We start from the raw sequence: 25,690 nt of genomic DNA, 5'->3' as shown, positions 1-25,690 counted from the left end.
TATGGGCGATATTCGCGTACACGACAAACAATTCGAACCATATCTTAATGCCGAAACGATTGCTGCCAGAATTAAAGAAATTGCCGGAAAACTGAACCGCGATTATTCCGGCCGCAAGCCATTGTTCATCGCTATTTTGAATGGCTCCTTCATGTTTGCATCCGATCTTTTTAAGGAGCTTGCCATCGATGCAGAGATCTGTTTCATAAAGCTGGCTTCTTATAAAGGAACCAAATCAACCGGTCATGTTATTACTGCCATTGGCCTCGACATGGACCTGTTTGGCCGGGAAGTAGTTATTGTAGAAGATATTGTAGATACCGGAAAAACATTGAGCGAATTTCTTCCACAGTTAAAGCACCAGCAACCTTCATCATTAAAAATTGTAGCACTGCTGCACAAACCGGAAGCAACGGTTTTTCCCATTACCATTGATTACCTTGGATTTTCAATTCCGAATAAGTTTGTTGTGGGTTATGGCCTGGATTATGACGGACTGGGTAGAAACATTCCGGAAATTTATAAGCTGATTGAGTAGTAGTTGATGAGCTAACAAGTTAACCTGTTAACTGGTTAACCTGTTAACTCGTTAACTTGCATCAACATATTGAAAACTGCTTTCGCCATATTATTTGCATTCCTGTTATTCGTATCCGCACGGGGACAGTATTATTTGCGGGGGGAAATCAGGGACGAAAAGAATAATCTTCTGTCGAATGCCCGTATTTTGCTGCATTCAACAGGGTATGTTTATTACTCCGGCAGCAGCGGCTCCTTTGGCATAATGACCACCAAAAAAATTGATTCAGTTACCGTTTCGCTCGAAGGATACCAGTCGCTTTCGATAAAAATAGAAACTGCCAGATACCACTCCCTTATTTTAAAAACTTTATTCACCACAGCCAATACACAAAAGAACCGGCTGCTGAGCTTTACCCGGAACTTAAAACCCGAAGATCGCCGCAACTGGACGGTTGGCACCGAAACTTACAATTCGTTACTGGAAAATGATTTTGTGCAGGCGCAGAAATATCCCGAAACAGGTTTTGCCATCAATACCGATAAAGCCTCTTACAGCAACGTGCGCCGCTTTTTGAATATGAGCACTACCATTCCGCCCGATGCGGTTCGCACCGAAGAGCTGTTGAACTATTTTAGTTTTGGATATGTTGAACCGCCACGCGACAGTGTATTCGGATTTCAGTCGTACATATCAGAATGCCCCTGGAATAAACAAAACCAGTTACTGGCTTTAAATATCTCTGCCCGCAAGCTCGATCCTGAAAAAATTCCGCCAAGCAATCTCGTGTTCCTGATTGATATTTCAGGGTCGATGGACATGCCCAATCGGCTGCCCCTGCTGAAATCGGCTTTTACATTGCTGGTAAATAACCTGCGCGATAAGGATACCATTTCGATAGTCGTATACGGCAGCACCATTGGCATTTGGCTGCCACCAATATCGGGAAAAGAAAAAGAGAAGATCCGCAAGTCGATCGAAGAGCTGTATCCCGGAGGAAGCACACCCGGTGAATCGGGGATCAGAACAGCATACACCCTTGCCAAAAATCAGTTTATCAAAGGCGGCAATAACCGCGTGATACTGGCTACCGACGGCGACTTTAATGTTGGCCAAACAACCGACGATGAACTGGAAAAGCTGATCATCCAGCATCAGCAGTCGGGCATTTATTTAACCTGCCTGGGTGTTGGCATGGGCAATTATAAAGATTCGAAGCTGGAAGTGCTGGCAAAAAAAGGGAACGGCAATTTTGCCTATCTCGATAATGAACGCGAAGCTGAAAAGGTATTGGTTAAAGAACTTACCCAAACATTATACAGCGTAGCCGACAACGCTTTTTTGAATATAGAATTCAACCCGGCGCTGGTAAAACAATACCGGCTGATTGGGTTTGATAATAAAATGAAGGCGCTGGTTGATTCGGTAAACGAGCTCGATGGGGGCGAAGTAGGGTCGGGTCATTCGGTGATAGCGCTGTTTGAAATTGATCCTGTATATCCTGCTGCCGGTATTATAACCGATAAGGGCAGCCTCGCCAATGTTGCGGTGCATTACAAATTGCCTAATGATACCCTGCATCGTAGTACCTTATATCATTGTGCGTATTCGGTTACTGAATTTAATAAACTACCCGCCACATACCGTTTTGCTGCTTCGGTAGCTATGTTTGCCGCTCTGATCAAAAATTCGAAGTATGCCCGCAGTTACGGCTTTACAGATGTAATACGCCTGGCCACGGATTCGGCCGACCCGCAGGATGCCATTCAACATGAGTTTATAACGATGATTGAGAAGGCGAAGAAAATTTACCCGAAAGAAAGGAAACGACGAAAACAAATTTGAAAATTAGTTAATTTGAAAATTTGAAAATGAAAGCAGAAAGCTGAACGCAAAATGCTTAACGCTGAACGCCAAACGCCGAACGTGGAATGCTAAACGCTAATACAGAAAGCCGATGAGCGGCAAAAAACAAAACGCAAAACGAAGCGTTTTGCGTTTTGTTTTTTGCGTTATGCGTTATGCATTAAGCGTTATGCGTTAAGCCTTCAGCGTTAAGCGTTTTGCATTAAGAAAACATTTCCCGCACTTTATCGAAAAAGCTTTTATCTGATTTTTCGGGTTGTGGTTTAAAGTTGGGCGAATCGTTCATTTTATCCAGCATGGCTTTTTCTTCGGCAGTTAAATTCTGCGGCGTCCATACATTTACGTAAATCAGCTGATCGCCTTTTTCGTAGGAGTTTACGCCGGGGAAACCTTTGCCTTTCAGACGGAATATTTTACCGCTTTGAGTGCCAGGTGGTATTTTAATTTTTGCACGACCGTCGATAGTAGGTACTTCTACATTGGTGCCAAAACAGGCATCGGGGAAAGTGATGTGTAATTCGTAAGCCACATTCAATCCATCGCGGTGCAGTTCTTTATGTTGTTCTTCTTCAATTAAAACAATCAGGTCGCCGGGAGGGCCTCCGCGTTCGCCGGCATTACCGCGGCCACTCAGGCTAAGCTGCATGCCTTCGCCCACACCGGCCGGAATATCTAACGTAACTGTCTCTTCGCCATACATTCTTCCTTCGCCTTTACAGGTGCCGCATTTGGCGGTTACCACCGATCCTTCACCATTACAGGTAGGGCAGGTAGTAACAGTTTGCATTTGTCCCAGGAAAGTATTGGTAACACGTCGAACCTGTCCGCTGCCACCGCAGGTGCCACAGGTTTGCACACTGCCTTTATCTTTCGCACCGCTGCCATGGCAGGTGTTGCAGGGCACATGTTTTTTTACTTTTATTTGCTTGGAAACACCTTTTGCGATCTCTTCATAGGTGAGTTTTATTTTAATGCGCAGGTTGCTGCCGCGGGTACCGCGCATACGCTGACCGCCACCTCTTCTTCCACCACCGCCAAAAAAGCTTCCGAAAATATCGTCGCCGAAAATATCTCCGAACTGACTGAAGATATCTTCCATATTGCCATTACCACCACCAAATCCACGGCCATTGCCTTGCACGCCCGCATGTCCAAATCGATCGTATTGTGCACGCTTATCGGCATCGCTTAATACTTCATATGCTTCGGCCGCCTCTTTAAATTTTTCTTCGGCGGCTTTATCACCCGGGTTACGGTCGGGGTGAAACTGCATGGCTACTTTGCGATAGGCCTTCTTTATTTCGTCTGCCGACGCTCCCTTCGCTACACCTAATACTTCGTAATAATCTCTTTTAGACATCGTATTAATTTGAAAATTTGAAAATGTGCCAATTTGAAAATGTAAAAAGCACAATTTCTGATAACTACTCTTGTATTTTTGCAAATTTGAAAATGAATCAGGCCTGTTGTTATGCGGGGTGTTAAACCGCGGCAACCATTTTCAAATTTTCAAATTTGCTAATTGGTTCATTTACCTACTACCACTTTGGCAAATCTGATAATCTTATCATTCATCATATATCCTTTCTGCACTTCGTCAATAACCTTTCCTTTCATTTCTTCGGTGGGAGCCGGTATTTCGGTAATGGCCTCATGCTGGTCGGGATTAAAATCGGTGCCGATCGTTTGCATCGGTTTTACGCCCTTGCTTTGCAAGGTGCTTCTTAATTTATTAAATACCAGCTGAATGCCTTCCTTAATGGCGTTTACATCGTTACTGGTTTGCAATTGTTTTTCGGCCCTGTCGGCGTCGTCGACCACTTCGAGCAAAGAAGTGATCACTTCCTTACCGGCTGTTTGAATCATTTCAATTCTTTCGCGGGCTGTACGTTTTCTAAAGTTTTCAAACTCAGCCACATGGCGCAGGTATTTGTCTTTCAGCTCCTCAACTTCCGATTTCAGCTTTTCTACTTCATCCTCACACGCAACGGGTTCTTTAAGATGAGAGCTGCCGCTGATGCTTTCGTCGGTATTAATATCTATCGGGCTATTGGTACCGTTTTCACGGTTAACGGTGTTTTTTTCATTATCTGCCATAACTATCGCTTACGTTTTTTATTCTTTTTCATTAACTGAAATATTGGCGTATTTGCCGGCTGACCATACGTCAATCCGGTCAGTTTTTACGTCTGACTTTCTGCCACCCGAACGGTCGCTTCAAAAATAAGTGGTTTTCACGGCTAAAGCCTATATATGTCAATTATTTTGCCAGTGCGGCCGGTAAGCCAAATTGTCTTATTTACAGCCGGTTAACTGAGAAAAGTACAGCTTTTATCCCTCGCGAATGACCGCCGCGAAACTGCCAGGGAAACTACAAAGATGCTAATTTTTAGTGGGAAGAGGCTGACCAGTTGATAAGTTAACAAGTTGATTAGTTGACCAGTTAACCCATTGATAAATTGATAAGTTAACCGTTGATTAGATGACAAGTTGAAAAGTTGACCAGTTAACTTGTTAACCTGTTAACTGATTAACTTTTCAACTAACAGCTAACTCTATGAATATTTACCAATTAATAGCATTATTTCTACCGGTTGCTGCATTTGCCATGGCTTTCTCTAAAAGAAATAAATTGAGAGTAAGTTCTTAGAAACAGATAGCAAGCATATTCATATACGTTACGTTATAATGTAAAGAATATTAATTTTCAACAGTTAACATTGTGTAGCCTGCTGAAAGCGCTTTTCTGCGGGCGTAGCGACCGTTATATTATTAAATTCTTAATATAACGATGTACCATATGTGAAAAATTATTTTATCGGGCCTGATTTTATCATTAAATTTAGAAGCATCTTTTTCACAACCAAACAATACACATAAACCATTATTTTATGTCCTCAAAGCTAACTGTTAGGTTGTGGCTGGCCATTCTATTGCTATTACTACCTGCCACAACGATTCTTGCCCAACAAAAATCTGTTACAGGAAAAGTCACCGATTCAAACAATCAACCTGTTGTTGGAGCAACCGTAACTGTAAAAGGTTCAAATGTAGCGGCGCAAACCAATGCCGATGGTTTTTTTACAATTTCAGTTCCAAATGCATCTGCTGTTTTAGTATTCACTTCAATTGGCTACGAGCCAAAAGAATTACCGGTTGGTACAAACGCCAACTTAACCGTATCACTGAAAACAACAACATCAAGTTTAAATGAAGTAGTTATCACCGGCTACACTGCACAGCGAAAGAAAGACATTACCGGAGCCGTTGCAGTGGTAGAGGTAGATAACATGCGACAAATTCCCACCGGTACACCCGAAAAGGCCCTGCAGGGTCAGGCTTCGGGGGTAACCATCGTTACATCCGGCGCACCGGGTGGCAACAGCAACATTCGAATTCGTGGTATTACTTCTGTTGGGTCAACCGATCCGCTGGTGATCATCGATGGCACACAAGGAAGTATGCACGATCTGAATGTGAACGACATTGAGTCGATTCAGGTGTTAAAAGATGCAGGCGCCGCAGCCATTTATGGTGTTCGCGGTTCAAATGGTGTGGTAATTATTACTACCAAAAGAGGCAGGTCGGGCAAACCCAAAATAAGTTATGATTCTTATGTGGGCACACAACGGCCTTTAAAAGATGGTTTTAACATTGCCAACACCCAGGAAACAGCCAATGCCATTCAGCAGAGTTACATAAACAATGGTCTAACGCCGGGGAACAAACAATTTGGTGCGGGCAATACACCGGTTATACCCGATTATATTACACCCACTGCAGGCAAAGAAGGCGACGCCAATACCAATCCTGCTACCTATGCCTTGTACACCAACCAGATCACCAAAGCCAATAAGCAGGGAACAGACTGGTTTCACGAAATATTTAAACCGGCATTGATTACAAGTCATAATTTGTCGGTATCGTCGGGCAACGACCGTTCAACATTTTATTTTTCAGTGGGCTATTTTAATCAGCAGGGCACGCTCATCGAAACCTATCTGAAAAGATATTCGGCCCGTATTAATACAACATTTAATTTAAACAATAAGATACGTATAGGCGAAAATGCCTATTTCTTTTACCGCAAAAACCCAGGCATTCCCGGTGATAACCAAAACGAGGGAAATGCCATTTCATTCAGCTATCGCGAAAGTCCCATCATTCCGGTTTACGACATCAAAGGCAACTTTGCAGGTACCGGATCACAGAATCTTGGTAACTCCGAAAATCCGGTTGCCAATCTGAGACGTATTCATAATAATTGGGGTAACGATTACCAGATGAACGGAAACGTTTTTGGCGAAGTAGATGTGTTGAAACATTTTACCGCATGCACCAGCTTTGGAGGCTTTGTAGATAATGATAACTGGGCGCAATTTGATTATACGCAATATGAAAATGCCGAAAACAATAAAAATCCCAATGCCTTTACTGAATACTATATGCGTAATAATAGCTGGACATGGACGAATACATTAACGTATAGCAACATTTTCGGCGATCATACTATAAAGGTATTAGTTGGTACCGAAGCTATCAGCAACTACCAGCGTGGCATATACGGAACCAGGACCAACTACCCGATTACCACTGCAGGCAACCTTACTGTTGACCCTAATTTATGGACGCTTTTATTCGGTTCACCCGGTGGCCAGATAAATGGTAACCTCAATGTAAACAACGGCGTTACCATCGACAAAAACAATCCCGCAACACCTGTGCAAAGCACATTGTACTCGCAGTTTGGCCGCGTTGATTATAACTATGCCGATAAATATTTGGTGGCAGGTACCCTTCGCCGCGATGGCTCATCGGTATTTTCAGATAATAAACGCTGGGGTATATTCCCATCTGTTACAGCCGGCTGGCGGTTATCGCGCGAAACATTCATGAATGATTTCAGATGGTTAAACGACCTGAAGCTGCGGGCTGGCTGGGGTAAATTAGGTTCTATCAGCAACATCAGACCTACCAACGCCTTTAACCTGTTTCAACAATTGGCGCCCAACTCGTTTTACGATTTAAATGGCTCGAATAACAGTTCAGTTGCCGGTATTTATTCCAGCCAGCTGGGGAACGTAGAAACTACCTGGGAAGAAGATATTGTAACCAATATCGGTGTAGATGCAACGGTTCTGAATAACCGGCTTACCTTTTCAATTGAATGGTACAAAAAGGCAATCAGTGGTTTGCTTTTCGACCCAACACCAGCTGCTACACTTGGTGGTGCGCGGCCTGCTTTTCAGAATTCGGGAAATATCCAGAATACCGGTGTAGATATTTCTGCTACCTATAATGGCGATATTTCAGATGTTAAATTTGGTGCTACGGCTACTTTCACTTCTTATAATAATAAGGTAAAAACTTTACCACCAGGTGTAAAGTATTTCAACAGGGAAAGTACCGGTTCAACCCGTATTGGTGCATTTTCGCGGCTTCAGGCCGGTCAGGCCCTTGGTGCCTTTTATGGATATAAAGTGGTGGGCTTATTCCAGAGCGATGACGATGTAAATAAATCACCCAAACAGGATGCTGCCGCACCCGGCAGGTTCAAGTATGCAGATGTAAATGGAGATGGGAAGATCAGTGACAGCGACAGAGTATTCTTTGGTAATCCCAACCCCAAATTTACGCTTGGCTTAAACCTCGAAGCCAGTTATAAAAACTTCGATTTCTCTGCCTTCTTTTATGCTTCCGTAGGAAATGATGTTATCAACTACGTGCGTTACTGGACCGATTTTCCACAGGTGTTTGATGGCGCTGTAAGCAGAGATGCTGTTTATAATTCATGGACACCCGCTAACCCCAATGCCAAAGTGCCGCGACTTGAACGAACAGCTAATTTCAGCAATACCACCGAGTTTAACTCATATTACCTCGAAAACGGTTCATTTCTGCGATGCAAATCAATGGTGCTCGGTTACTCTCTTCCATCGGCCCGGCTGAAAAAATTTGGTATTGACCGGTTCAGACTGTACATACAAGCTGCCAACCTGTTTACCATTACAAAGTACACAGGGCTCGATCCTGAGTTAACCGGTTCTAATCTGAAAGACAATACCAACTTCGGTATCGACTTCGGGAACTATCCTGCAAATCAGAAAAACTTTTTGGTGGGCGTAAACCTTTCTTTCTAACACTGTAATGAATGCTATTATGAAAAAGATTTCTTTAACATATAAATGGATCATGGCCTGTTGCCTTGCAACACTGCTATTGGTATTTGCCTGCGGTAAAGGATTTCTCGATAAAAAACCGCTGGGAGCTTATAATCCCGATCAGCTGGTTAATCAGTTAGGTATTGAAGGATTGTTGGTTGGCGCTTATCATATGGTAAGCGGCCAGGGTGGGGCTGCCGACAACAGCTGGGGCTCTGCCGCTTCGAACTGGGTATTTGGCAGCGTAGCTGCCGATGATTCGTACAAAGGATCAACGCCTTCTGACCAGGGCGATATTGTGCCTATTGAAACATGGGCATACAATACCAGCAATCCCTATTTCAACCAAAAATGGCTGGCCGTGTATGATGGCGCACAAAGAGCTAATGATGTATTGCGCTTTCTGGCAAAAGATACAACCATAACTGCCGACAGAAGAAAAGTAATGAGTGCCGAAGCACGTTTTTTAAGAGGTCATTTTCACTTTGAAGCAAAAAAAATGTGGAACAACGTGCCTTATGTTGATGAAACCATAACGATAGTTAATAATAATGGAAATGTGCCTAATGTAGATGGTTCGGGTAATTTTATTGATATATGGCCGAAAATTGAAGCCGATTTTCAATATGCCATCGACAATTTACCCGATGTACAACCGCAAAAGGGAAGGGCCAATAAATCGGCGGCCATTGCCTACCTGGCCAAAGCCTATATGTTTGAACACAAATATGCACAGGCCAAAGCCATGCTCGATAAAATAATTCCGGCTGCCTATGGCGGTACCGGAAACGGACAAACAGCAGGCGGTCTCACCTACAAACTGGTGAATTTTGAAGACAATTTTAACGCCGCTACCGATAACAGCGCCGAATCGGTATTCGCCTATCAGGCTTCAGTAAACGATGGATCAGGCACCAATGGTAATTATGGCGATAACCTGAATTTTCCCAATAGCGCCGGCCCGGGCGGTTGCTGCGGTTTTAATAACCCATCAATATCTCTGGCAAATGCCTACAAAACAGGAGCCGATGGATTACCCTTGTTCGATACCTATAATACAGCGCCTAATGTAAGCGACCCCACCACACCCTATACAGGAACGTTAGATCCCCGTCTTGACTGGACGATGGGACGCCCCGGCATTCCTTATTTCGACTGGGGTCCAACACCTGTAAATACCTGGATCCGCGACCCGGGTACCGATGGGTATTTCAGCCCCAAGAAAAATGTGTATGCCAAATCGCAGCAGAATGTTCTTTCTTCGTCTGAAACCAGTTTTTGGGGGCCAACGCAAATGAGTGCCAATAATGTAAACCTCATTCGTTTTGCCGATGTATTGTTGTGGGCGGCAGAATGTGAAATTGAAGTGGGCAGCGTTGAAAAAGCGCGTGAATATGTTAATTATGTTCGTAACCGCGCGGCAGATGCCACTGGCTGGGTGTATAAGAATGCCGAATATGATGCAAACCTCGGAAAATACAAATCAACTACTACGGCGGCCGATAACTACCTTATAAAGCCATACCCTGCGGGTGCATTTAACGATAAGACCTTTGCCCGCAAAGCAATTATGTTTGAAAGAAGACTGGAGCTGGCTATGGAAGGTCAACGGTTTTTTGATCTGGCACGTTGGGACAATAATACGGGAACCATCATGGCGCCTGCAATGAATGCCTATGCAGCCGCCGAAAAAACAAGGCCTACTATTTTTGCCGTTAACCAGTCGGCTACGTTTACTCCAAAAAAGAACGAGTATTACCCCATTCCGCAAACGCAGATCGATATTGAAAATTCAACCGGGCCAATTAACCTGAAGCAGAACACCGGGTATTGATGATACCCTGCTTAATAATTGTACTTAAGAGTTTCTAAATAGCCGTGCCGCGGTCCTGAGCGAAGTCGAAGGAAAACCGTGGCACGGCTTTGTTAAATAATAAACCTTTAGCTTGTTCGCATGAATTGTAGCATTAAATTATTACCGGCTTTTGCCTTATTGCTTTGCCTGTTACAGGGTTGTAATAATAACCCAACCTTATTTCAGTTTGTTTCTTCGTCACACTCGGGCATTCACTTTAATAATACCATTATTGAAAATGACTCCATTAACCCGCTCGATATGACCAATATTTATAACGGCGGGGGAGTGGGCATCGGCGATTTTAATAAAGACGGGTTGCAGGATATTTATTTCACCGGCAACCTCGTGCCTAATAAATTATACCTCAACAAAGGCGATTTTACCTTTAACGATGTAACGCAGCAGGCTGGTGTAACAGGCGAAGGGCGTTGGTGCCGTGGCGTTACAGTAACCGATATCAACAACGATGGGTGGCCCGATCTGTATGTATGCGCCACTATGCTGAAAGAGGCGGCTAAACGGCAAAATTTATTGTATGTAAATCAGGGAGTAAATAAAAACGGCATTCCTGAGTTTAAAGAAATGGCAGCCGAATACGGATTAAACGATACCACCTATAGCACTATGGCCTCTTTTTTTGATTATGATAACGACGGCGATCTTGATATGTACCTTGTGGTAAACGAAATCAGGGATAAAGACAATCCTTCGGTATTTCGTCCGAAAATAACCGATGGGTCGCACTTTAGTACAGGACGACTGTTTCGTAACGATTATAATTCATCTCTTAAACATCCTGTATTTACCAACGTAACCAAACAGGCCGGTGTAACCATCGAAGGCTATGGCCATGCTGTTTCCATTGCCGATTTTAATAAAGATGGTTGGAAAGATATTTTTGTTACCAATGATTTTTTGTCGAACGACCTGTTGTACATCAATAACCACGATGGAACATTTACCGATAAAGCTGCTGCTTATTTTAAGCATACATCTGCCAACGGTATGGGGCAGGATGTAATGGATATCAACAACGATGGTTTGGCCGATGTGGTAGAACTGGATATGAACCCCGAAGACAACTATCGTAAAAAAATGATGATGGGCGCCAACAGCTACCTTATTTACCAGAACTCAGATTATTATCATTATCAGTACCAGTATGTGCGTAATACCCTTCAATTAAATCTGGGTCCGCGTGTATTGGCAAAGGATTCCATTGGCGATCCTGTATTTGCCGATATCGGGTTTTATTCGGGTATTGCCGAAACCGACTGGAGCTGGGCGCCGCTGGTGCAGGATTTTGATAACGACGGCTTGCGCGATATTTTAATAACCAATGGCTACCCGAAAGATGTAACCGATCATGATTTTATCGCCTTTCGGCGGCAAACGGGCAATGTAGCCAGCAAGCAATATACCCTAAGCCAGATACCACAGGTTAAAATTCATAATTACGCCTACCGGAATAATGGCAATCTTACATTCGATAATGCCACTACCGAATGGGGTTTAACAACGCCTTCTTTTTCGAACGGCGCTGCTTATGTCGACCTCGATAACGACGGTGATCTTGATTTTGTGGTGAATAATATCAACGACGAAGCCATGCTGTATAAAAACACGCTTCGCGAAAAGCAAAATGAAAACGCACACTATTTACGCATTCAGTTAAAGGGCGATACCCTGAACCGCAACGGCATTGGCGCCTTTATAGAATTGTATTATCAGGGGCATCAGCAGGTGTATGAGCAAATGCCGGTGCGTGGTTATTTATCATCTGTTCAGGCCGATGCCCAATTTGGACTGGGCAGCTGTACACAGGTTGATTCTATTTGCATTAAATGGCCCGATGGCAACATGCAGGTATTGCAACAGGTAAAAACCGATCAGCTGATTACTGCCGAATATGCAAAGGCTGCTATACCTTATACCTGGCAGCAACCGGTTTATGCCGCCAATACTTTATTTACCGATGTTACTGCGGCTACCGGTATACAATACACCCAGCAGGAAAATGATTTTATCGACTTTAATATTCAAAAACTGTTGCCGCATAAATTTTCAGAGTATGGTCCCGCGCTGGCAGTGGGCGATATAGATGGCAATGGATTAGATGACCTCGTATGCGGCGGATCGGCCGGTTACAGCACCATGTTGTTTTTACAAACTGCCTCAGGGAAATTCACGTCGAAACAATTAACCCGCACACCCGGGCGTATCAATGAACAAACCAAACCGGGCGATAACATGGGCATTGTGTTGTTTGATGCCGATGGCGATAAAGACAATGATATTTTTATAGCCGGCGGTGGCTATGAACAGGTGCCTGACGATGCCGCCTATGCTGATAAATTATATATAAATGATGGCCGGGGTAATTTTGCGATCGACTCCCTGGCAATACCAAAAAACTATACCAGTAAATCGTGCGTTCGCGCAGTTGATTTTGACAAGGATGGCGACCTTGATCTGTTTATAGCCGGCAGGGTACAACCGGGGCGTTATCCCGAACCGGTATCATGCTTTTTGTACCGCAACGATTCAAAACCCGGTAAAATACAGTTTACCGATGTTACCGGTTCAATGGCACCTGCATTGAATAAAGTGGGATTGATAAGTGATGCGTTATTTACCGACTTTGACAATGATGGCTGGCCCGATCTGATGCTTGCCGGTGAATGGATGCCCCTGACTTTTTTTAAAAATACCAATGGTAAGTTTACCAATATCACCCAACAAACGGGCATGGGCGATAAATACGGCTGGTGGACGAGTATTGTTCCCGGTGATTTTGATAACGACGGAGATATAGATTATATAGCGGGCAACCTGGGTCTTAACTCGTTTTATCGCGCCAGTGATCAATATCCTGTACACATGTATGCAAAGGATTTTGATAACAATGGTGTGTATGATGCGGTGCCTACCTTATATCTTCCGGCTTCTTCCGAAAATCCGCTGCGGAGCGAATACATAGCCGAAGTGCGCGATGACGTGGTAAAACAAATTGTAAGCTTCAAAGCCAAATACCCCAATTATAAACGCTATGCAGCCGCACCATTTGATCAGATGTTTACAAAGGAAGAAATGAAAAATGCGCTGGTGGTAAAAGCAAACTGGTTTTCTCATTGCTATATTAAAAACCTGGGCAATGGCCGGTTTGCTATGCAGCCGTTACCCGTGCAGGCGCAATTTTCGTGTTTGAACGGAATGCTTGCCGAAGATTTCAATGCCGATGGCAATCTGGATGTGTTGATTAACGGAAATGATTACGGTACTGAGGTATCGGTTGGCCGCTACGACGGCTGCAACGGCCTTTTATTACTGGGCGATGGCAAAGGCGGGTTTACACCCGCATCGATGTTGCAAAGCGGCATTTTTATTCCCGGCAATGGCAAATCGCTGGTGAAATTGCAAAGCGCTATATCCGGCGGTTGTTTGCTGGCGGCTGCACAGAACAGGGGGCCGTTAAAAATATTTGCCCTTAAAAAACAGGAACATTGCATGCCGGTGAACTACAATGATGTACGGGTAGCGTTAAAATATAAAAACGGAAAAACGCAGGTACGTGAAATCAATTACGGGTCTTCCTTTCTGTCGCAATCCGGCAGGTTCGTAATGTTGGATGAAAATGTAGTTGATGTTGAGATTACGGATAACACTAATAACAGGCGAAAGATCGCTTTATAGATTGTTTGATGGTTTGATTGTTAGGCTGCCTGAATTTAGTAATATTTACAAAAATCAACGGTTCAGCTATCAAACAATCAAACCATCAAACAATCAATCCGTAAATGTATATTTGCGCGAATGATACAGGTACATCTTAAAAAGAAGATCAGTCAGCGCGTAGCCAATGGCCATCCCTGGATTTTTGCCAATGAAGTAAATGAGGCGCCCGATTCGTTACAGCCGGGTGAGATTGTAGAAGTATATACCCACGATAAAAAATTTATAGGTAAGGGATATGTGAATCCCCGCTCTCAAATATTGGTTCGTTTATTAACGCGCAAAAAAGAAGATGTAATAAACGAAGATTTTTTTTATAACCGTTTGCTCGAAGCCTGGAAGTATCGTCAGCAACTGGGGTATGTAGAGAATTGTCGCCTTATTTTTGGGGAAGCCGATTATTTGCCGCAGTTAATTATCGACAAATTCAACGACTACTTTGTTATACAAACACTGGCGCTTGGTATGGATGTTTGGAAACCTGCCATTGTAGCTGCACTGGAAAAAATATTTCAACCCAAAGGTATCTATGAACGAAACGACGTACCGGTGCGTGAACTGGAAGGATTGCCGCAGCAAAAGGGCTTTTTGAGTGCCCCGTTCGACACAAAGATCACCATACAGGAAAACGGGCTGAAATTTTATGTTGATATAGAAAACGGGCAGAAGACCGGTTATTTTCTCGATCAGCAGGATAATCGCCGGGCCATTCAGCATATTGTAAAAGGAGCCGATGTATTGGGCGCCTTTACCTATACCGGTACATTTGAAATTCATGCAGCGCATTACGGAGCGCGTTCGGTACTGGGGCTCGATATTTCTGAAAACGCCGTTACGCAGGCCAATCGCAACGCAGCGCTTAACGGGTACGAAAAAATTGTGCGGTTCGAATGCATGAATGCATTTGATGTGTTGAAAGTGTGGGCGCGCGAAGGCAAACAATACGATGTGGTAATGCTCGATCCGCCATCATTTACCAAAACAAGAGATAATATTCAAAAGGCCATTACGGGCTATAAAGAAATTAATTTACGCGGGATGAAGCTGGTAAAACCCGGTGGTTTTTTGGTTACATCAAGCTGCACCAACCTGGTTCAACCCGATTTATTTTTACAGATCATTCAACTGGCGGCAAAAGATGCCCGCAGAAAAATAAGGCAGGTAACTTTTCAAACCCAATCTTCCGATCACCCGATCGTTTGGGAGTGGGAGAATACACACTATCTGAAATTCTTAATAGTGCAGGTGCTGTAGGCATTTGGGGATTTAGAAATTTTTTGATTTTGCGATTTATTAAATCCAGAAATCTCTAAATCACAAAATCAAAAAAATAATGTAAAGCTTTGATTGTGGATTTTTGAAAAAGAGGATTTGGGATTTCAAATCCAAAAATCTCAAAATCTCTAAATCAAAAAATTACTTCGATACCTGGAATTTACCGGAGTCAACTACTTTGCCGGTTTTGTCTTTAAGCTGGAAGATATAAATACCGCGATAGAAATCGTTAAGGTTAACGATTGTTTTGGGAGAAACATTGGCTATTTCCTGCACCTTTTTACCAATGAAATTAAATATCTGCAGGTTGTATGATTTATCGTATCCCTGTTGAAAATCGAATGTTATAATGGAGGTGGCGGGGTTAGGATAGAACTTTACGATTTTAGACGCAGGTTCTTCTCCGGGGCCTGACGCCCGGCCCTGGCTTTTTGCCTGAATGCACAATAAAAGGATGATGGATAATGCGTAAAAAATCTTCATGTATGATGATATTTTACAGTTCCCGCTCAAGATATTTCCTTTTAGTCAAAATTACAACTCGTTTATCAATAAACTTCGTTTTTATAGGGGATTTCGCTTACAAATTTTACTCACAATACAATATTTAACCATTTTTTAATTGATAATAATCAATTGATTGTAGTCAATGTTGATTGTATTGCTTCGAAATCAGGCATGTCACCCGCATTATTCTGAACGGCGGCATATTGAACAATTCCCTCCCGGTCGATCACAAACGAAGCCCTTTTTGATACCCCTTTCATATTATAACTAAATTCATCATATAAAGCGCCGTAGGCTTTTGATACGTCTTTATTGAAATCGCTCAGTAACGGAAAATTCAGTCCCTGTTCTTCTTTGAATTTGGCAAGTGTGTACAACGAGTCAACGCTGATGCCTAACACCTGCGCATCGATATTATTAAACAGGGTAATATGATCGCGCACATAGCAAAGTTCCTTGGTGCAAACACTGGTAAAAGCCAGCGGAAAAAACAACAGCACCACTTTTTTGCCTTTATAGTCGTGCAGGCTCACATTATTTTTTGCCGAATCGAATAAGGTAAAGTCAGGGGCAGGTGATCCTTTTGTAAGGACAATGGTTTCTGAAATCATAATGCTAAATATGCTAATGTGATAATTTGCTGATTAGCTAATGTGCTAATGGTTCAATACAATAACAAATGTACCGCATACCGTCAATATTCATTTTCAAATTTTCAAATTGACTAATTTTCAAATTGGTCAATTCGTGGCGAGTGAGAGTATATTTTTCTGCAACTCGATATACCGTTTATAAAACCTTCGCAGCGGTTCATATTGAGGATCACGGAACGACATGTCGGCGAGGCCACTACCAACAGTAACATATTGTATAAGCATGTCGTGATCGAAGAAGAATACCTCGCCATGCCTGATCTCATCTTCGTAATAACTGAGAAAGTCTGTTTCGTACAACTCCATGCAAATCAACCTGCCTCTGTTCATGTAGTAGGTTTCGGTGTATTCGAGCGAATCGATGCGATAGCGCACTTCAAATACAATGATATTATTGTTATGCACGGTATAATACCAGGTTTCTTTCAGCGGTTCATCTTTACGAAGAATTTTGTTGAGATAGAACGTGCGCTGCGATTTAAGCGACAGGCTATCCGTTTCGTGAATAACCTGGTCGATATTCGATCGCCAGTCATATCGGTTTTGAGTAAACGCACCTGAGGAAATGATCAGGGCAACAATGGAAAGAAACATTGATTGAGCCAGTCCGTTTGGTTGGTTGGGACGGCAGTAGGTCAATATCGCTGCCAGGATTCTCATGTTTATTAAATTTAAGATTTTATCAGCGAATTAAAAATAGCCGGGCTGTAAAAAATACCGAATGTGAAAAATTTCACGGGGCTGGAAAAAATCTTCAAATACAAGCTGCTTCAAAAACAGGAATCTGGTTCTCAGGAGGAAGGATTACAATGCTGCAATGTTGACCTACCTATAAATTAAGTGCATCCGAAGACTTGTTTTGTACCGGTGCCGGCACAAAAAAATTATTTTTTACCACGGGTCTGATCCGGATCATCATTAAATGCCGGGCAATTCCCGAAGTAAGTTTAATACAGGGCGGGCAAGCCTTTTACATATATGGTATTAAACCCGTTTATGGCAAATACCGGCGCCCTTGCAAGCCATCAGCGTTTTGGTTATTAATGTAAGTCAGTAATCACGTAGTGGTTTATGGTTATCGGGAGGTAAGAACAACAACAATGATCTGCATTTATTGCTCGTAAACCAATGCAATATTTGTTCCGTCTTTAACTTTTATCAGATGGTTTTGTATTTTTTTATTTGCGCAACCATCCTGTTTTTACATATTCGTAAAAGTCAGATGCTGAGTTGCCTGAATATATAATTTGAGCCTGTTAAAACTTCGGACATAACATCTTGTATTCGCTGCTGTTATCGCGATGTAAAAAGCCGATGTAAGAAAGCGATAACTCAAATCCGCCCTGACCCATGCTGGCGGTCTTTAACTGCGAAACGTTTACATCATAACTTATGGCGGCTGCTACATGTCCCCATTCAATTTTAGCAACAGGTACCAGCGCATCTTTCCAGCGTAACATTAAACCACCGCTGAGCGTGTATAAAGGGTTGTCGACATCGCCGCCAATCTTATACGAATATAAAACGCCGCCAATCGTTTCCTGATAGCTTCCCTGTTCCGAATGATCGGCCTGCAGGGTAATGGCGCTAAAATCGTCAACATGCCATTTAATACCCACCGAGCCAACATATTTCGCATGCAGTTCAATGCCGGCATTGCGATAAAATGAATTTTTAGGCCGGTTCAAATGATGATAAGCGCCGCCGATAAATAAACTATTGCTTTGGTCTACGCCGAAGGTGGTGTTAAAGCTCATGCCAACGCTGGCATCCCAGGTAGTGAAGTTGGGCGTTAAAAAGGTTTCGCCGGTTGGCAGTGATCCGTTGTATGAACCTCCGTTAAATTGATTATCAGTAGTGACTTTTGAAATGTCGATACTTTTATGGATCAAACCACCCATAAAGCCGAGCGACAGGTACATGGTTTTTTCGTTGCTCAGCGATTTGTGATAATTCAATGCAGGTAAAATATGCGTGGTGGTAAGACCAACCGTTCCTGCTTTGTCGAACACTGCCTGAATACCGGTGGTCATAAAATCGTTTCCGGTACCCATCGGCATTTTATATTCTGCGTTCAGCGAACCTGTGCGGTAGGCATTGGTAATGCTATTCCATTGATCGCGGTAAACGCCCTGTATGCGATAATCGCCGGTATAAATGCCGGCCAGTGAGGGATTACGTAACAGGGGCGCTTCGAAGAATTGCGAAAAATGAATATCCTGCCCTTTGGTATGCAACAGGCTAAGCAGCAATATAAAGCCGGCAATCAATCGTTTATAACTACGGCCGGTGATCATGGTTGCGTGGTTTTAAAGTTATCGTACAAGCGCCACATTTCCTTTAACGGGAACAATGGCGGCATTTTCGCACACAAATTCAATTATATAAACATATACATCGGGGCTGGCCGGTTTGCCTTTGTAGGTGCCGTCCCAGCCGCCGGTGGGCGTACGGTCGTTTGCCACAAAATTCATTTTTTCATAAACCAGCTCGCCCCAGCGATTAAAGATGCGCATACTGTTCACCCGGGCAAGCCCTACACCCCGTGGCGCAAACACATCGTTCACACCATCGCCATTGGGTGAAAAAGTGTTCGGTATAAAATAGTTCAATCCGTTACAAACAACCGTAACTGTTATATCCCTGTTATTGGTGCATCCATATTTATCCTGCACCCGAATGTTGTAGGTTGTTGTGAATTTCGGATTGGCATATGGATTCGGACAATCAATACAGCTCAGGTTTTTGGCCGGTTTCCACGTATAGCTGGTTATATCGGGCCCATAGGTTACAGGTAATGTAACGCCTGTGCTTACCGGTATTACCGGGTTGGTGGTAATGGTAATAGACGGTATTGGCGGAACAAACAAGTTTGTACTGGTGGAATCTGTACAACCAAGTGCATTGGTGGCCTGCAGGTAAACCGGATAAGTGCCGGCTGTAGGAAAATTAAGCGAAACATCCTGGGTCGACAGAAAAGTATTGTTTCCAAAACTCCATTTCCAGGTAATGGCCGTATCCGGTACTGCCAGCACGCCCTTCAGATTTAGCGCCTCGTTCAAACAACCTATACTATCACCGGTAATGGAGGGGTCGGGCGTGCGGTACACCTTTACGCTGTCGGTGACTGTTTTTGTACAGCCGGTTTGTGTTGTTACTGTTTGCGAAACGAGGAATGTTCCCGGTTGCTGGAAATAGTGAATAGGATCAACATCAGAAGACGTTGACGACCCATCGCCAAAATCCCATGTTCGGGTTACCACCGGGTCGTTACCTATAGTATAATTCGTAAAATAAACTATACCCGAATCGCAGAACTTTTTCCGGTCTAACGAAAAGAACGGATCGGCGCCGATTACTTTAATAACCTTGCTGCCGCCTACCCAGGTCTGACAGCCAACGTTATCTTTTAGCAGCACAGCAGGATAGTAAAATGCCGGCGAGTTATAAAAATGCTGAAAGTTGGTTGCCATGGAAGAATCCATTGCGCCATCGCCGAAGCTAAAGGTGAATTTTAAATCGGGAGGTGTTGTAATAGAAAAATCTACCAGTAATTCATTGCAGGCATCCGTTGGACTATAAGTGAGGTTGGTAACTCCACCAGGATTATATACATGCACCATTTTCGAGGTAGAATCGATGCAACCACCATAACCGGTTAAGTACAGTTTTGCGGTAAAATCGCCGTATGAATTATAAAAATGCGTTGGATTTAAAAGTGTTGAAGAAGCACCATCGCCAAAATCCCATTCAAAAGATTCATAATTGCTGCCGCGGAAAGTGAAATTCGTTTCCAATGGCGGACAAATGGAACTGGTATCCATAATGTCAAATGCGGGTACGGGTTTTATAGTGGTGATATAGGTGTTTCGGGTAACAGAATCTGAACAACCGCTTCGATCGGTAATTACCAGCTTTACATTATAGGTTGCATTGTTACCGCCATAGCTGTATACAGGGTTTTGCTGATTACTTGTATTGCCATCGCCGAAGTACCATACCCAGTCAACGACTTTACCTTCCGATGAATCCTGGAAATGTACCGAAGAGCTGGGGCAAATAGTAGTATAATCTGAATTGAACCAGGCTTTGGGTCTTGAAATAAACACCGTATCAGGATTTTTCCAGGTGTCTGTACAGCCCATTGCATCTGTTACGGTTAGCCTTACAAGGTACTCGCCTGTATCTTTATAAATATGGGTAAATGGCGGGCTGGTAAAAGTTTTTACCTGCAGATCGCCAAAATTGAATTTCCATGTTTGAATACTGCCGGCTGGTGTGGAAGCATCATTAAATACAATTGACGTGTTGTCACAACCGCCTAATGTAGCAGCCGTAAAACGCGCAACTGGCCCAACCACGGTAGTTGCCGCCGGATCATCTTTTACATCAACACAGCCATTAACATCGGTAATCCTGAGCGTAATGCGATGTGGCCCGTTGGTGGAAAACAGGGGTGAATAAGTTTGTCCGCCGGTGGTATACCCTCCGCCATCAATCGACCATTCATACTTCGAAACATGCTGATATGGATTGGATGACGTTATTAGCACAACAGTGTTTCTGCAAACAGGGGAGGCAACAGAATAATCAGCCTTCTCCTGAATTAGTAATACGGTATCATAAAACACATCGGAACACGAACCGTTTGTAACAGTTAATTTTGTTATATAGGTGCCTAAAGATGGGAACGTGAATACGGTGTCTTTTTGGTGCGATGTGCCAACTAAAGGATTGCCAAATTCCCATAAATACGAAACGGGGCCATAAGAAGGATCTGTTTCAGATTGATTGGTAAAGCTAACCTGCAGACTGCCGCAGGTGACCGTATGCATTGCTTTGGCAATAGCTGGTTTTATATGTACAATCTGGCCGGCGCTTATAAACGGACAGCGGTTGTTATAGGCAGTTAGCTTCACTACAAAAGTTCCGGTATCTCCAAATTTGTGGTCAGGGTTTTGGGCTTGCGATGATCCGCCATCGCCAAAATTCCACGACCATTCATCAGCGGGCGGGGGTGTAAGATCGGTAAAATGAATGGCATCTGAGGCGCACACGTCTGTAGCCGACATGCTGAAATTGGTAGCAGGTGGCGTACCGGTTTTAACCGCACCATTTACTATTTCCGTTGCTGTGCATCCTCCGTTTGTTGTAATGGTAAGCTTTACATCATATGTACCTGTATTGTTGTATACATGTGTTGGATTTGCGCCGGTGCCGGTAGCGCCATCGCCAAAATCCCAGGCATAGGAAGCTATGCCATCAACCGTACTGTCTTTAACGCCGGGTTTAAATGAATACGGCACGCAGCCGCCCGCAGGCACGTTGGTGATTTTTACCGTGGGTGTCACAATCTGCACAACTGCCGGTTTGGTGATCTTTCCCGGGCACCCTGCATTATCCGTAAACGTTATTGTTACATCAAATGTTCCGGCCGAATTATATGTATGGCTTACCGAAGAGCCGCTGCCCGTGCCGCCATCGCCAAAATCCCACTGCCAGTTTACAATCGGGGCCGGTGAAGCATCACTGAAGTTTACCACCAGGGGCGGTTTACAGCCCGAAGCATTCGAAGCTGTAAAGTCCACATTCGGGCTTGGCCGTACATAAATGTTTTTTGTGGCAGAATCAATACAGCCCGAATACGCGTTGTATAATTTTACCACATAGCTGCCGGGGGTTGGATATTTCGTAGAGTCGCTGGTGGCTATCGATTTCTGGCCATTGCCAAAATCCCATACTGTTTTTTGCGGGGTTATCGAATTGTTTGTAAACCACACTGTAGAATTCTGGCAAACCGTATCGGGGGCCTTAATACTGGTAACCGGACCGTTTAAATTAAGTGGTTTGGTTATCGTTCCCGAACAACCGAAATCGCTGGTGGCCGTAAGGGTAACATTAAAAGTGCCGTTTGCGTTATAGGTTGTTGTGGGGTTTATTTGGTTTGAGGTGGTTCCATTACCCAAATCCCATTGGTAGGTCATGTTACCGGGGCCTGAAGACAGGTTGGTAAAGCTAATATCGTAAGGAGCACGGCAGGTGGGCGCCTGGCTGTTGTCGAATTCGGGTTTTACGCCGGATACAATTCTTATATATCTGCCAATACTGGCAGTGCTTTTACAACCTGTACTGCTGGTAACTGTAAGGGTAACCGAATAAAATCCAACCGTTGAGTAGGTTTTTTGGGGATTTTGAGCAGTAGAAGTGGTACCATCGCCAAAGTCCCATAACCACGAAACAATGCTTCCCGCAGCGGAAGTGCTTTTATCGGTGAACTGGATGTTTACGGGTACACACCCCATAGTTATATTAGCCGAAAAGGCAGCCGTGGGTGAGGGGAAAACAGTAATGTAATTGGTTTTTGTAATGCCATTGGTGCCATCGGCATTGCGTACAACCAGTTTAACCGTATAAGTGCCGGGGGTAGAATAGTTAACTACCGGGTTTTGAACATTGCCAAGGGTCCCATTTCCAAAATCCCAGTTCCAGAATTTGGGATCGCCTGTTGTTAAATCCCTGAAACTTACGGTTAATGGCGCGCAGCCCGAGGTTTGGTTGGCCGTAAATTCAGGCACCATTGTTTGTGAATATGTTTGGGATGCCAATAGCAATATTACTGGTACAAAAAACCATTTGCAGGCAAGCATTCGTTTTTTAACCTTGTTGAAGCAGTCACTTTCCCATTTGCTTTCACAAGGTGATACTTTCAGGTTACTCAAGTGCAATTAATGTTTTATGGTTTACAGGTTGCACGCCCACTCCTCACGCACGGAATTAGTGTTATGCAAACCTTATTCCGGGGTAAATTATATTTGTTTAAAAGCACATAACTTACCTGTTAAGATCATGCATAACATGTTGATCAGGTCTTAACCAGCTGTTGGGCAATGCGTTAATTGGTTTCGGATACCTGGACCGCAGATGCATTACATAAGATATTAAGGTCGGATGGAGGTTGGTTATAAAGTTGCGTTATGATCAGGGAAGAGGCGTTACAACTTTGTAACCGTACGTGTTACTTTATAATTACGAAAGAACTAAAAGCGTCGTTGGGATATTGTGATTTCTGTTTGTTATTTTTTACGCAGGTACAACGTATTGGTTCCCGATGCGGTGGTCATTTCGGCTTTCACAAAGTCATAGTCACTGTCTTTTATTTTCCACGTACCATTCAGCTTTTTAATCGGGTCTTCGGCCGAAGGAAAGTTGGAAGTAATGGTATAGTCAGAAATACTTCCCGACCAGGTACCATTGGTGCTGGTGGTATTTATGGTACCCGTTACGGTACCGTTTTCATAAAACTGGAAGGTGTAGTTTAGAAACTGACTTGAAATATTATTGGATCCCTCAATATACTGCTCCACTATCCAAACGCCATTGGTAATAGCGTCCATCAGCATGTCCTGTGCTTTCTTTTCAAGAGCTTTTTTGCACGACATGCCAATAACAAGGGTAAAAAACCCCATAACGATCAGAGGTAAGCTTCTTTTCATAATCAGGCCACGGCTTGGTTTCAGATATTAAAATTTATAAATATCTCTGTATTTACCAAGTAAATAAGTAATAAAATATTCAATATTCAGGGTTTCTGCGCATACTTCTTTACAAAGCTGCTCGCTGGTAAAGCGGCGACCTTTGATATGTACCTGATTACGCAGCCATTGCAGTAAATCGCCGGTATTTCCCTGCTCAATTTGCCGGTTAAGCGACGGAATCGCCTGATTTGCAAAAGAATAAAACTGGGCGGCATAAAAACTGCCCAGGCTGTAAGTAGGGAAATAACCAAAGCTTCCATGGCTCCAGTGCACATCCTGCAGGCAACCCTGTTTATCGTTAGGCACTTTTACCCCTAAAAACCGGTTATAATGGTCGTTCCAGTAAACCGGTATATCGTTTACGGGCATTGCGCCTTCTATCAACGACTTTTCAAGCTCATATCGTATCATGATATGAAAATGATAGGTTAATTCATCGGCCTCGGTACGTATAAGCGAGGGTTGTACTTTATTAATGCCTTTGTAAAACTGATCTGCTGATACGTTGCCCAGTTGCTGTGGAAAATACTGCTGCAGCACCGGCAGCCAGCGTTCACAAAAGGCAAGGCTGCGGCCAACATGGTTTTCCCATAAGCGCGACTGCGATTCATGAATAGTATAGGATGCCGGCTCGCCAAGGGGCAATCCGTATTCACTAAGCGGTAGCCCTTGTTCATACAGGGCATGGCCTGCTTCGTGAATGCAACTCCAAACCATATTGCTCAGGTCGTTTTCGTCGATTCGGGTAGTTATACGCACATCCTGGCTGTTGAAGTTAACGGTGAACGGATGTTCCGAAATATCCTGGCGGCCCGCCTGCATATCGTATCCCAGTTCTTTCACAACCTGCAAACCAAACTGCCATTGTTTATCCTTATCGAAGTGTTGGTGCAAAAAGCTGTCATCGACAGGTGGCTGCTGTTGTATTTTATCAAGAATGTCCTTTAACGGTTTTTTTATTGAATTGAACACGCCATCGAGCAATTGAACGGTAGCGCCTTTATCGTGATCGTCGAGCAAAGCATTGTACGGATGATGTTCATAACCCAGCATATCGGCTTCCTGCTTTTTCAGTTCGATCAGGCGTGCCAGGTCTTTGGCGAAAATTGAAAAATCGTTTGCTTTACGGGCTTCTATCCAGCTGTGAAAACTTTTGTTCACTGCTTCGGCCATAGTTCGAACAAAGGAAGAAGGGAACTTTTTTTGTTTCGAATAGTCTTGCCAGGTAAGCTCTACATTTCTTTTTTCTTCGGCTGTTAATTGATTCCCGCCGAGCAGTTCCTGCAACTGTGCTCCCAGCTTTTCATCGGTGAAATGGCGATGGGCTATTTCAGACAGGGTGGCAATTTGCTGACCGCGTATAGGCGCTCCCTTGGGGGGCAGATAAGTTTCCTGGTCCCATTGCAACAGGGCCGCTGCATATCGCAAATCGGCAATAGTATTCATAGCTGTTACATATTCACTATATAATGATTTTGCAGCTGTATTTGTCATGCCTGAGGGTTTTGTTGTAATAACAGGAGGCGAAATTCGGTCAAAAGAGGCAAACGGGCAAAAGTGCGATACGCCGGAGTATTATAGCT

At 43.6% G+C, this 25,690-nt stretch carries 15 protein-coding genes; 6 read left to right on the top strand and 9 right to left on the bottom strand.

Translation table 11 applies throughout. The annotated features are described in order from the left end of the window. The first annotated feature begins 1 nt into the window (after position 1). Positions 2–538, top strand: a complete 537-nt coding sequence (hpt, locus tag AC59IL_RS21080) for a hypoxanthine phosphoribosyltransferase (RefSeq protein WP_496554174.1) — start codon at positions 2–4, stop codon at positions 536–538. 69 nt (positions 539–607) lie between these two features. Beyond that, a complete protein-coding gene (locus AC59IL_RS21075) occupies positions 608–2,365 on the top strand; it encodes a vWA domain-containing protein (protein ID WP_496554173.1) in 1,758 nt (585 codons plus the stop codon). A 223-nt stretch (positions 2,366–2,588) separates the two neighbouring features. On the opposite strand, the gene dnaJ is transcribed toward AC59IL_RS21075, so the two are convergent. Both dnaJ and AC59IL_RS21065 read right to left on the bottom strand, forming a co-directional pair. After that, a complete protein-coding gene (dnaJ, locus tag AC59IL_RS21070) occupies positions 2,589–3,746 on the bottom strand; it encodes a molecular chaperone DnaJ (RefSeq protein ID WP_496554172.1) in 1,158 nt (385 codons plus the stop codon). Between the two features lie 167 nt (positions 3,747–3,913). Further along, positions 3,914–4,483 carry a nucleotide exchange factor GrpE gene (locus AC59IL_RS21065; RefSeq protein ID WP_496554171.1) on the bottom strand — a complete coding sequence of 190 codons (570 nt, stop codon included), beginning with the start codon at positions 4,481–4,483 and terminating at the stop codon, positions 3,914–3,916. Positions 4,484–5,277: 794 nt separating this feature from the next. On the opposite strand from AC59IL_RS21065, the gene AC59IL_RS21060 reads away from it, so the two are divergent. The 4 genes from AC59IL_RS21060 (at position 5,278) to AC59IL_RS21045 (ending at position 15,391) form a co-directional block, all read left to right on the top strand. Then, on the top strand, positions 5,278–8,526 hold the full coding sequence (locus tag AC59IL_RS21060; RefSeq protein WP_496554170.1) for a SusC/RagA family TonB-linked outer membrane protein: 3,249 nt from the start codon (positions 5,278–5,280) through the stop codon (positions 8,524–8,526). A gap of 19 nt (positions 8,527–8,545) precedes the next feature. After that, the gene (locus AC59IL_RS21055; protein WP_496554169.1) at positions 8,546–10,381 is read left to right on the top strand and encodes a RagB/SusD family nutrient uptake outer membrane protein; all 1,836 of its coding nucleotides are present in this window, start codon (positions 8,546–8,548) and stop codon (positions 10,379–10,381) included. Positions 10,382–10,501: 120 nt separating this feature from the next. Then, entirely contained in the window at positions 10,502–14,098 is a 3,597-nt protein-coding gene (locus tag AC59IL_RS21050) for a VCBS repeat-containing protein (protein WP_496554168.1), read from the top strand. 120 nt (positions 14,099–14,218) lie between these two features. Beyond that, positions 14,219–15,391, top strand: a complete 1,173-nt coding sequence (locus AC59IL_RS21045; protein ID WP_496554167.1) for a class I SAM-dependent rRNA methyltransferase — start codon at positions 14,219–14,221, stop codon at positions 15,389–15,391. A gap of 162 nt (positions 15,392–15,553) precedes the next feature. Here the strand turns inward: AC59IL_RS21045 and AC59IL_RS21040 are convergent, their stop codons facing one another. The 7 genes from AC59IL_RS21040 to AC59IL_RS21010 all read right to left on the bottom strand — a co-directional run bounded on the left by AC59IL_RS21040 (position 15,554) and on the right by AC59IL_RS21010 (position 25,601). Next, positions 15,554–15,895 (bottom strand): T9SS type A sorting domain-containing protein, encoded by a 342-nt coding sequence (locus tag AC59IL_RS21040; protein WP_496554166.1) that lies wholly within the window; start codon positions 15,893–15,895, stop codon positions 15,554–15,556. A gap of 149 nt (positions 15,896–16,044) precedes the next feature. Beyond that, a complete protein-coding gene (locus tag AC59IL_RS21035; protein WP_496554165.1) occupies positions 16,045–16,530 on the bottom strand; it encodes a peroxiredoxin in 486 nt (161 codons plus the stop codon). A gap of 129 nt (positions 16,531–16,659) precedes the next feature. Beyond that, on the bottom strand, positions 16,660–17,232 hold the full coding sequence (locus tag AC59IL_RS21030) for a hypothetical protein (protein ID WP_496554164.1): 573 nt from the start codon (positions 17,230–17,232) through the stop codon (positions 16,660–16,662). 596 nt (positions 17,233–17,828) lie between these two features. Beyond that, positions 17,829–18,869: a PorP/SprF family type IX secretion system membrane protein gene (locus tag AC59IL_RS21025; RefSeq protein WP_496554163.1), complete on the bottom strand. Its 1,041-nt coding sequence runs from the start codon at positions 18,867–18,869 to the stop codon at positions 17,829–17,831. 18 nt (positions 18,870–18,887) lie between these two features. Next, positions 18,888–23,150 carry a PKD domain-containing protein gene (locus AC59IL_RS21020; protein ID WP_496554162.1) on the bottom strand — a complete coding sequence of 1,421 codons (4,263 nt, stop codon included), beginning with the start codon at positions 23,148–23,150 and terminating at the stop codon, positions 18,888–18,890. A 495-nt stretch (positions 23,151–23,645) separates the two neighbouring features. Next, the gene (locus tag AC59IL_RS21015; RefSeq protein ID WP_496554161.1) at positions 23,646–24,065 is read right to left on the bottom strand and encodes a hypothetical protein; all 420 of its coding nucleotides are present in this window, start codon (positions 24,063–24,065) and stop codon (positions 23,646–23,648) included. Between the two features lie 27 nt (positions 24,066–24,092). Further along, a complete protein-coding gene (locus tag AC59IL_RS21010; protein WP_496554160.1) occupies positions 24,093–25,601 on the bottom strand; it encodes a carboxypeptidase M32 in 1,509 nt (502 codons plus the stop codon). Between the last annotated feature and the right edge of the window lie 89 nt (positions 25,602–25,690).

This window comes from Niastella sp. sgz303648 (genome assembly GCF_059587045.1).
This window is presented reverse-complemented; position numbering and strand designations above follow the sequence as displayed.

Excerpts from the sequence above, each read along its gene's own strand:
- AC59IL_RS21065 (WP_496554171.1), bottom strand. The coding sequence starts at position 4,483 with ATGGCAGATAATGAAAAAAACACCGTTAACCGTGAAAACGGTACCAAT.
- AC59IL_RS21025 (WP_496554163.1), bottom strand. The coding sequence starts at position 18,869 with ATGATCACCGGCCGTAGTTATAAACGATTGATTGCCGGCTTTATATTG.
- AC59IL_RS21020 (WP_496554162.1), bottom strand. The coding sequence starts at position 23,150 with ATGGTGCCTGAATTTACGGCCAACCAAACCTCGGGCTGCGCGCCATTA.
- hpt (WP_496554174.1), top strand. The coding sequence starts at position 2 with ATGGGCGATATTCGCGTACACGACAAACAATTCGAACCATATCTTAAT.
- AC59IL_RS21030 (WP_496554164.1), bottom strand. The coding sequence starts at position 17,232 with ATGAGAATCCTGGCAGCGATATTGACCTACTGCCGTCCCAACCAACCA.
- AC59IL_RS21040 (WP_496554166.1), bottom strand. The coding sequence starts at position 15,895 with ATGAAGATTTTTTACGCATTATCCATCATCCTTTTATTGTGCATTCAG.
- AC59IL_RS21060 (WP_496554170.1), top strand. The coding sequence starts at position 5,278 with ATGTCCTCAAAGCTAACTGTTAGGTTGTGGCTGGCCATTCTATTGCTA.
- dnaJ (WP_496554172.1), bottom strand. The coding sequence starts at position 3,746 with ATGTCTAAAAGAGATTATTACGAAGTATTAGGTGTAGCGAAGGGAGCG.
- AC59IL_RS21055 (WP_496554169.1), top strand. The coding sequence starts at position 8,546 with ATGAAAAAGATTTCTTTAACATATAAATGGATCATGGCCTGTTGCCTT.
- AC59IL_RS21050 (WP_496554168.1), top strand. The coding sequence starts at position 10,502 with ATGAATTGTAGCATTAAATTATTACCGGCTTTTGCCTTATTGCTTTGC.
- AC59IL_RS21015 (WP_496554161.1), bottom strand. The coding sequence starts at position 24,065 with ATGAAAAGAAGCTTACCTCTGATCGTTATGGGGTTTTTTACCCTTGTT.
- AC59IL_RS21035 (WP_496554165.1), bottom strand. The coding sequence starts at position 16,530 with ATGATTTCAGAAACCATTGTCCTTACAAAAGGATCACCTGCCCCTGAC.
- AC59IL_RS21010 (WP_496554160.1), bottom strand. The coding sequence starts at position 25,601 with ATGACAAATACAGCTGCAAAATCATTATATAGTGAATATGTAACAGCT.
- AC59IL_RS21045 (WP_496554167.1), top strand. The coding sequence starts at position 14,219 with ATGATACAGGTACATCTTAAAAAGAAGATCAGTCAGCGCGTAGCCAAT.